Raw genomic sequence first — 7,356 nt, forward strand, 5'->3', positions numbered from 1 at the left:
AGTTGGCGCTGGATCTGTGGTCGTTGGCTCCGCATCCGGAGGCAGCGCGACAGCGGGCGGCGCCGGCGGTGATGCCACGGCAGCAAGCACCGGAGATCTCACATCCCGGGGCGGCAACGGCGGTAACGGGGGAACCGGCGGCACCGGCGGGGTCGGCGGCACGGGCGGAGCCGGTGGCGCGGCCGGTACGTCAGGCGCAGGGGGCCTCTTCGGCTTCACCGGCGCGACCGGTACCGGCGGGGTCGGTGGCCAGGGCGGTCAGGGCGGCGCGTCCGGAGCAGTTGGCGCTGGATCTGTGGTCGTTGGCTCCGCATCCGGAGGCAGCGCGACAGCGGGCAGCGCCGGCGGCAACGGCACCCCCGGAAGCACCGGCAGCCAGGGTGCGTCCGGCGCGAACGGCTGATCGCGGGGCCGCTGCGACCGATACCCTTGGCGCCATGCCGAGCGACTACGTCTATGACCAGAGCTTCGCCGAGGAACGCACCCGGTTGGGCGCCATGGAGAGCCTCTGGGACCCTGGCACCCAGGCGCTGCTCGACGAGCTCGGACTTGGCGGCTCCGAAAAGCCCTGGCGTTGTTTGGAAGTGGGGGCCGGCGGCGGGTCACTGCTGCACTGGATGACCGGTCGCGGGGCGACCGTGGTGGCCGTCGATATCGACACCCGCTTTATCGAATCCCTTGCCGGTGACGCCATCGAGGTACGGCGCCTCGACGTCCGCTCCGACGAACTGCCCGAGGGGCAATTCGACTTGGTGCACTCGCGGTTGGTGCTCGAACACCTGCCCGACCGGCGACAGATCATCGACCGCCTGGCTGCAACGTTGCGGCCCGGCGGATGGATGTTGATCGAGGATTTCGACTGCACGGCGTTGGGCTTCGATCTAGATGACCCGCTTCTGGTGCGGGCCAGAGACGCGATCCTCGAGTTCAGCCGACGCGCGGGTTCTGAGCCGTACTACGGTCGCCGCGTCGTCGCCGATCTGGCGGCCGCCGGGCTGACCGAGGTTCGAGGTGAGGGCAGGTGTAAGGTAATCGATTCCAGCACACCGGGTTTCGACTTCTTCCCGATTGTCGTTCGAGAGCCTGCGCTCGGCCGTGGTCGACGCCGGGCTGATCTCGCAAGCGGACGCCGACGCAGCCGCCGCCCGCTTCGGCGACGACATCCGTGTCTTCACGCCGATCATGATGGCCGGAATCGGACGACGGCCCCTGACCTAGATCGCCCACTCCAGCCCCGGCCTGCTGCGCCTGGTGCAGCAACGCACCGTCGGTCAACGGCGGCGCGGCAATCATGAGTTGCCGTTTGAAGCGCTGGGCCCGCAGGGCAGAATGTCTCTCTGTATGACAGAAATTGCCCACAGCGATCGCGAGGTGCGGGTGACCGGCCAACTTTTCGAGCACGTCCGTCGGGGCATGATCCCGGCTCACATCTACAACGATGCCGACCTGTTCGCGCTGGAGAAGGAGCGGCTGTTCAACCGGGCGTGGATGTTCGTGGCGCACGAGTCCGAAATCCCGCACGACGGTGATTACGTGGTGCGCCGCGTACTCGACGATTCCTTCATCATCACCCGCGACTCGGGCGGCCGGGTGCGGGCCCTGTTCAACATGTGCCTGCACCGCGGGATGCAGGTGTGCCGCGCCGAGATGGGCAACGCCTCCAATTTCCGCTGCCCGTATCACGGTTGGACCTACCGCAACGACGGGCGCCTCACCGGTCTGCCGTTCCATCGCGAGGCATACGGCGGCGACGAAGGTTTCGACAAGAGTCAAACTCTATTGCCCGCACCGAATCTGGGGATCTACAACGGCTTGATCTTCCTCAATCTGGATCCGCAGGCGCCACCGTTGCGCGAATTCCTCGGTGACTTCGCGTTCTATCTGGACTTCTACACCAAACAGAGCTCTCATGGGTTGTTGGTCAAGGGGCCACAGCGCTGGCGGATCAAGGCCAACTGGAAGATCGGCGCCGAAAATTTTTCCGGCGACATGTATCACACGCCGCACACGCACGCATCGATCGTCGAGATCGGATTGTTCCGTGAGCCCAAAGCGCAGAAGCGCAAAGACGGCGCGACCTACTGGGCGGACCGCGGCGGCGGAACCACGTACAAGCTGCCGCCGGGCGACTTTGATGAGCGCATGCGCTACGTGGGCTATCCCGACGAGATGGTCGCCCGGATCAAAACGGTGTGGTCGCCGGCCCAGCAGCAGGTGGTGGCGCAGGACGGTTTCATGTTCTCGGCCGCCACCTGCTTTCCGAACCTGAGCTTCGTGCACAACTGGCCCAAGCTCCCCGAGGGCGATCACGTGCTCCCCTTCATCTCGATCCGGCAGTGGCAACCCATCAGCGAGAACGAAACCGAGGTGTGTTCGTGGTTCGCCGTCGACTCGGCCGCCCCTGAGCGGTTCAAGAAGGACTCGTACCGGGCGTACCTGATGTGCTTCGGATCGACGGGGATGTTCGAGCAGGACGACGTCGAGAATTGGGTGTCGCTGACCACCACCGCGGGCGGGTCGATGGCTCGGCGACTGCTGCTCAACAGCCGGATGGGCCTGCTGTCCGACGATAGCCCGGTGATCGAGGCGCTGCCCGCGGAGGCGTTTCACGGGCCGGGCAGGGCGCAGGTGGGCTACAACGAGTACAACCAGCGCGAGTTGCTCAAGTTGTGGGCCCGGCACTTGGAGTCGATGTGATGATGAGAAAACCGCTGCCGTTCAACGATATTCGGCATCACCAGGCGCACCAGTTCCTGGTCGACGAGGCGTACCTGCTGGATGCGCAGCAGTACGAGGCGTGGCTGGACACCATGACGGATGACATCCACTACGTGATGCCGGTGCGGGTCACGACCGCCCGCGGCGCCGGGTTCGACACCGCACCCGGCATGGACCACTTCGACGAGGACAAATATTCGCTGACCCAGCGCGTGGCGCGGATGGCCACCGAGCACGTGTGGGCCGAGGATCCTCCGTCGCGGCTGCGACACTTCATCACCAACGTGCGCACCTTCGACGAAGACCCGGCGCACCTGCTCGTCGAATCGGCCGAACTGCTCTTTCGCAGCCGCGGCGATGTCAACGAAAGCGTGCTGCTGTCCTGCGGGCGCGAAGACCTGCTGCGCTGGGATGAGAGCCAGGACCGCTGGAAGCTGGCCCGCCGCAAAATCATTGCCGACGAATCGGTGTTACGCATGCAGAATCTGGCGGTGTTCCTGTGAACCCAGTCGGCGAGCCCATCACCGTGGCAAACGAATTCACCGAGGTCGTGGTGCAGCGAGTCGACACGCGCAACGGTTCGCGGCTGCTGATCAGCTCCCCGCGCAGTGGGCGGTCGATCACGCTGGACGCCCTCGAGGTCGAGGCCCTCACCTGGCAGAACCCCCGTACGCTGGCGGCCATGGTCGGCAACTCTTACGCTCCGTTGCTACCCGACGCGCCCGAGGGCCACGATGACCGGATGGCTTGACGGCAAACGCGCCCTGGTGGTCGGCGCCGGTTCCGGGATCGGGCGGGCGGTCCTCGACGCGTTCATCGCCGAGGGTGCGAAAGTTGCCGTGCTGGAACGTGATTCGGACAAGTGCGAACGACTTCGCGAAGCATTGCCCGACGTTCCCGTGGTGCAGGGCGACGCCACCACCCGCACCGACAACGACCAAGCGGTCACCGTGGCAGCCGAAACCTACGGCGGCCTGGACACCCTGGTCAACTGCGTCGGCGTCTTCGACTTCTACCGGGGGATCGACGATATCGGCGCCGACGACCTGTCTGCCGCGTTCGACGAAATGTTCCGCACCAACGTGCTCAGCCATCTGCAATCGGTCAAAGCAGCGCTACCGGCGCTGCGCAACGGATCCGGGCCGTCCATAGTGCTCACCGAATCCACCTCGGCCTACTACCCGGGGCGCGGCGGTGTGCTGTACGTGCCGTCGAAATTCGCGGTCCGCGGGCTGGTGACGGCACTGGCGCACGACCTGGCCCCGCAGGTCCGAGTCAACGGCGTGGCCCCCGGCGGAACCCTGAACACCGACCTGCGCGGGCTGACCACGCTCGGCCTGGGCGACGCCCGCCTCGACGACTCCCCCGACCGGGCAACCGATCTGGCCGCCCGTACCCCACTGCATGTCGCACTCACCGGCGCGGACCATGCGTGGAGCTATGTGTTCCTGGCCTCCGACCGTTCCCGCGGAATCGCCGGGGAAACCGTCCATCCCGACGGCGGGTTCCGGTTGGGTGCACCGAAATGAGCCTGGAACCGCAGCGCGCACTGGTGGCCCAGGGATGTCGCGTGGCCGCGGCCCGCGGTTTGGTCGATGGCATGCTCGGACATCTGAGCCTGCGTATCGATGACGACCATCTGCTGATCCGCTGTCGCAGCGACACCGATACCGGGGTGGCCTTCACCCGTCCCAGCGACATCCGTCTCATCACCTTCGACGGAACCGCGGGCGCGCCGGGCGAACTCGACGGTTACCGGGTTCCCAACGAGCTGCCGATCCACCTCGAAACGATGCGGGCCGACGTCAAGCATCGGGCCGTCGCGCACCTGCACCCGCCGGCCGTCGTGGCCGCCGACCTGGCCGGCATCGCGATCAGACCGATCTACGGAGCCTTCGATATTCCCGGCGCGTGGCTGGCCCGCGGCGGCGTGCCGGTATACGACCGTGCGGTGCTGATCCGAACTGCCGAGCTGGGCAAGGAGATGACGGCGGCCATGGGCGACCGCCCGGTGGTGATCTGCCGCGGCCACGGCATCACCAGCGCCGCCACCAGCATCGAACAGGCGGTATTGCAGGCGATCAGCCTGGACGCGTTGGCCCGCATGTCTTTACGCGTGCGTGCGGCCGGCGGCACCCTGCGCGACATCGCCGCTGCCGATTGGGATGAGTTGCCGAACTTGGGTTCTGGCTTGAATGTCGAGTCCGCTTGGCGGCATGAGGTCGCTGCGCTGGCTGCTCAGACCAGCTGATCGCCGATCTCCTTGGCGGCCTCGCCCAGTACCGAGGCCACCGACGGGTACTTCGACGCGGGCAGCCGTTGCTGCGGGGCGGCAGCATTCAGCGCCAGCCGGAACCCGGGCGCGCGCGTGGGGATCTGCACCGCCACCGAGGCGACGCCCTCCTCACTCTCCTCGCGGTTGGTGGCGTAACCCTGCCGGCGGACACGGGACAGCTCGCTCTCCAGCCGGGCGCGGTTGCCGATCGAACGCTCCGTGATGCGCTCCAGCGCCTCGTGCGGAAAGAGTTGGCGCAGTTCGGCTTCCGGTAATCCCGCGAGCAGGACCTTGCCGGTCGAGGTGCAGTGCGCCGGCATCGTGCGGCCCAACCGCGAAGCCACCCGGACCGCTCTGGGCCCCTCGATCGCCGCGACGAAGCGCACGCCCGCGCCGTCGAGCATGCCGACGTGAATCGACTCGCCGAGGCGTTCGCTCAGACCACGCATCACGGGCATGGCGGTGCGTGGGATGTCGATGCGCCCGAAGATCGCGAATGCCACGCTGGTCAGGGCCGGACCGGGAAGATAGGCCTTCGATTGCGGGTCCTGGCGGACGAAGCCGCGGTAGGTCAGCATCGCCAGTAGCCGGTGCGCGGTGGACGATGCCACCCCCAGGTACCGGGTGGCCTCACTGAGCCGTATCTGTGGCTGCTCGCCGAGCAGCAGCAGCAGTTTCAGCGCGTTGTCGACCGATTCGATCGGGTACTGCGGCGCCTCCTGCACCCCGCCGAGCCTAAACGAATTCCCCGGCCTTTCCGTTACTGCCCGGCACGCCCAGCAGGCCGGTGACCCCCGTGCTGCCGCCCGGACCTCCGGCGGCGCCGCCGAGTCCGCCCTGCCCGCCCAGCGCCAGGTTGCCGCCGAGGCCGACGGCGCCACCTGTCGTCGCATCCCCGCCGTTGCCGCCGTTGCCACCGGCACCGCCCTGACCGCCGGTGCCGCCCGAACCCCCGGCGCCGGCAGCTCCGGATGCGCCGGCCCACCCGATCAAACCGCCGGCACCGCCGCTACCGCCGCCGGTGCCCCCGGCTCCGCCCGCACCGCCGACACCGCCGTCGCCGCCGAGGGCGCCGTTGTTGCCCGCGCCGCCGATCGCGCCGGCCGGACTGGCCGTCATCATCACCGCACCGCCCGCGCCGCCATCGCCACCCGCACCACCGATGCCGCCGACGCCACCGACTCCCCCGACACCGGCCGCGCCGCCCGCACCGCCGATCCCGATGAACCCGGCCGCGCCGCCGTTTCCGCCAAGGCCACCAGTGCCGCCCGTACCGCCCGCGCCGCCGACGCCGCCCTGGCCGGCGGTGCCGCCATTGCCGCCAAACGCCTGGCCGGTGGCGGAGTTGACGGCCGAGCCACCGCCGCCGCCGGCGCCGCCTGCGAAGCCGGCCGCCCCGGCGCCACCGGTGCCGCCCACCCCTCCGGCACCTCCGGCGCCTCCGTTGCCGACGAACAGTCCGCCGTGACCTCCGGTTCCGCCCGCGCCGCCGGTCCCGCCGGAGCCGCCGGCCGCGCCGGCGGCCAGGCTGGCGGCCCCGCCACTGCCCCCGTTGCCTCCGGTCGCGGTACCGGAATACGGGCTGTTGGCGAACCCGCCCAAGCCGCCGGCACCGCCCGCACCGCCGGTCGGCCCTCCTGCGGCGCCGTTGCCTCCGGCTCCGCCGGAGACAGTGGTGGCGCCCGTGACCGGGCCGCTGTTGACGATCAAGGAGCTCCCGCCGACCCCACCGGCGCCGCCGTCGCCGCCGACGCCGGCCAGGCCTCCGTTGCCGCCGTTACCGGTGGAGACGGTGAGGGTACCTCCGATGCCGAGCGGATCGACCGTGATAATCGGGTCCATCCCCGTGCCGCCGGTGCCGCCCGTCTGACCGGCGGCGCCGTTGCTGCCGTTACCTCCACCGGTGCCGGTGAACGTCACGTTGGACAACGGGTTGCCGACGGTAACCGGCGCGCTACCCGGGCTGGTGCCCGATGCCGCCGTTCCGGTCGGTGTCGGGTTGACCCCCGCAGCTCCGCTCAGACCGGTACCGCCCTGCCCGCCAGCACCGCCGGAGCCGAACCAGTTCGCATTGCCACCGTGCCCACCGCTGCCGGGCATGCCGCCAAGCACCCCGGCGACCGCGGGCCCGCCCTGCCCACCGGCACCACCGTCGCCGAACAACGTCCCGCCGAGACCGCCGTTTCCGCCCGCCGCGCCCGCTCCACCCAGGCCGCCGTTACCGCCGCTGCCGATCAACAGCGGCCCGGCGCCGCCGTCGCCGCCGGGTGCCCCCGAGCCGCCGGTGCCGCCGACACCACCGGAACCGAAAAAGCTTGCCGCGCCACCGACTCCGCCGGCGGCGGCCTTGCCGCCGTCCCCGC

General features: G+C 69.3%; 8 protein-coding genes and 1 pseudogene. 7 read left to right on the forward strand and 2 right to left on the reverse strand.

Going from position 1 to position 7,356, the window contains the following annotated elements:
* The 7 genes and pseudogenes from AWC08_RS23855 to phtC form a co-directional block, all read left to right on the forward strand.
* A pseudogene (locus tag AWC08_RS23855) lies at positions 1-403 on the forward strand (PE family protein); the annotation flags it as partial.
* 34 nt (positions 404-437) lie between these two features.
* Positions 438-1,295 (forward strand): class I SAM-dependent methyltransferase, encoded by an 858-nt coding sequence (locus AWC08_RS23860; RefSeq protein ID WP_232007930.1) that lies wholly within the window; start codon positions 438-440, stop codon positions 1,293-1,295.
* Between the two features lie 46 nt (positions 1,296-1,341).
* Entirely contained in the window at positions 1,342-2,697 is a 1,356-nt protein-coding gene (locus tag AWC08_RS23865; RefSeq protein ID WP_065133713.1) for an aromatic ring-hydroxylating dioxygenase subunit alpha, read from the forward strand.
* A 2-nt stretch (positions 2,698-2,699) separates the two neighbouring features.
* Positions 2,700-3,221, forward strand: coding sequence for a 3-phenylpropionate/cinnamic acid dioxygenase subunit beta (locus tag AWC08_RS23870; protein WP_065133714.1), 522 nt, complete (start codon positions 2,700-2,702; stop codon positions 3,219-3,221).
* Positions 3,218-3,469, forward strand: coding sequence for a dihydrodiol dehydrogenase (locus AWC08_RS23875; protein ID WP_065133712.1), 252 nt, complete (start codon positions 3,218-3,220; stop codon positions 3,467-3,469). Before AWC08_RS23870 ends, AWC08_RS23875 begins: the two co-directional genes overlap by 4 nt.
* The gene (hcaB, locus tag AWC08_RS23880) at positions 3,453-4,247 is read left to right on the forward strand and encodes a 3-(cis-5,6-dihydroxycyclohexa-1,3-dien-1-yl)propanoate dehydrogenase (RefSeq protein WP_069434136.1); all 795 of its coding nucleotides are present in this window, start codon (positions 3,453-3,455) and stop codon (positions 4,245-4,247) included. Before AWC08_RS23875 ends, hcaB begins: the two co-directional genes overlap by 17 nt.
* Entirely contained in the window at positions 4,244-4,969 is a 726-nt protein-coding gene (phtC, locus tag AWC08_RS23885; RefSeq protein WP_069434137.1) for a 3,4-dihydroxyphthalate decarboxylase, read from the forward strand. The genes hcaB and phtC overlap by 4 nt, the downstream gene beginning before the upstream one ends.
* Here the strand turns inward: phtC and AWC08_RS23890 are convergent.
* A complete protein-coding gene (locus tag AWC08_RS23890; RefSeq protein ID WP_069434138.1) occupies positions 4,957-5,718 on the reverse strand; it encodes an IclR family transcriptional regulator in 762 nt (253 codons plus the stop codon). The genes phtC and AWC08_RS23890 overlap by 13 nt on opposite strands.
* A gap of 10 nt (positions 5,719-5,728) precedes the next feature.
* The coding region (locus AWC08_RS38610; protein WP_159460020.1) for a PE family protein at positions 5,729-7,356 on the reverse strand (1,628 nt) is incomplete at its 5' end.

This window comes from Mycobacterium gordonae, from assembly GCF_002101675.1.
In the GTDB taxonomy this organism is placed as follows: domain Bacteria; phylum Actinomycetota; class Actinomycetes; order Mycobacteriales; family Mycobacteriaceae; genus Mycobacterium; species Mycobacterium gordonae.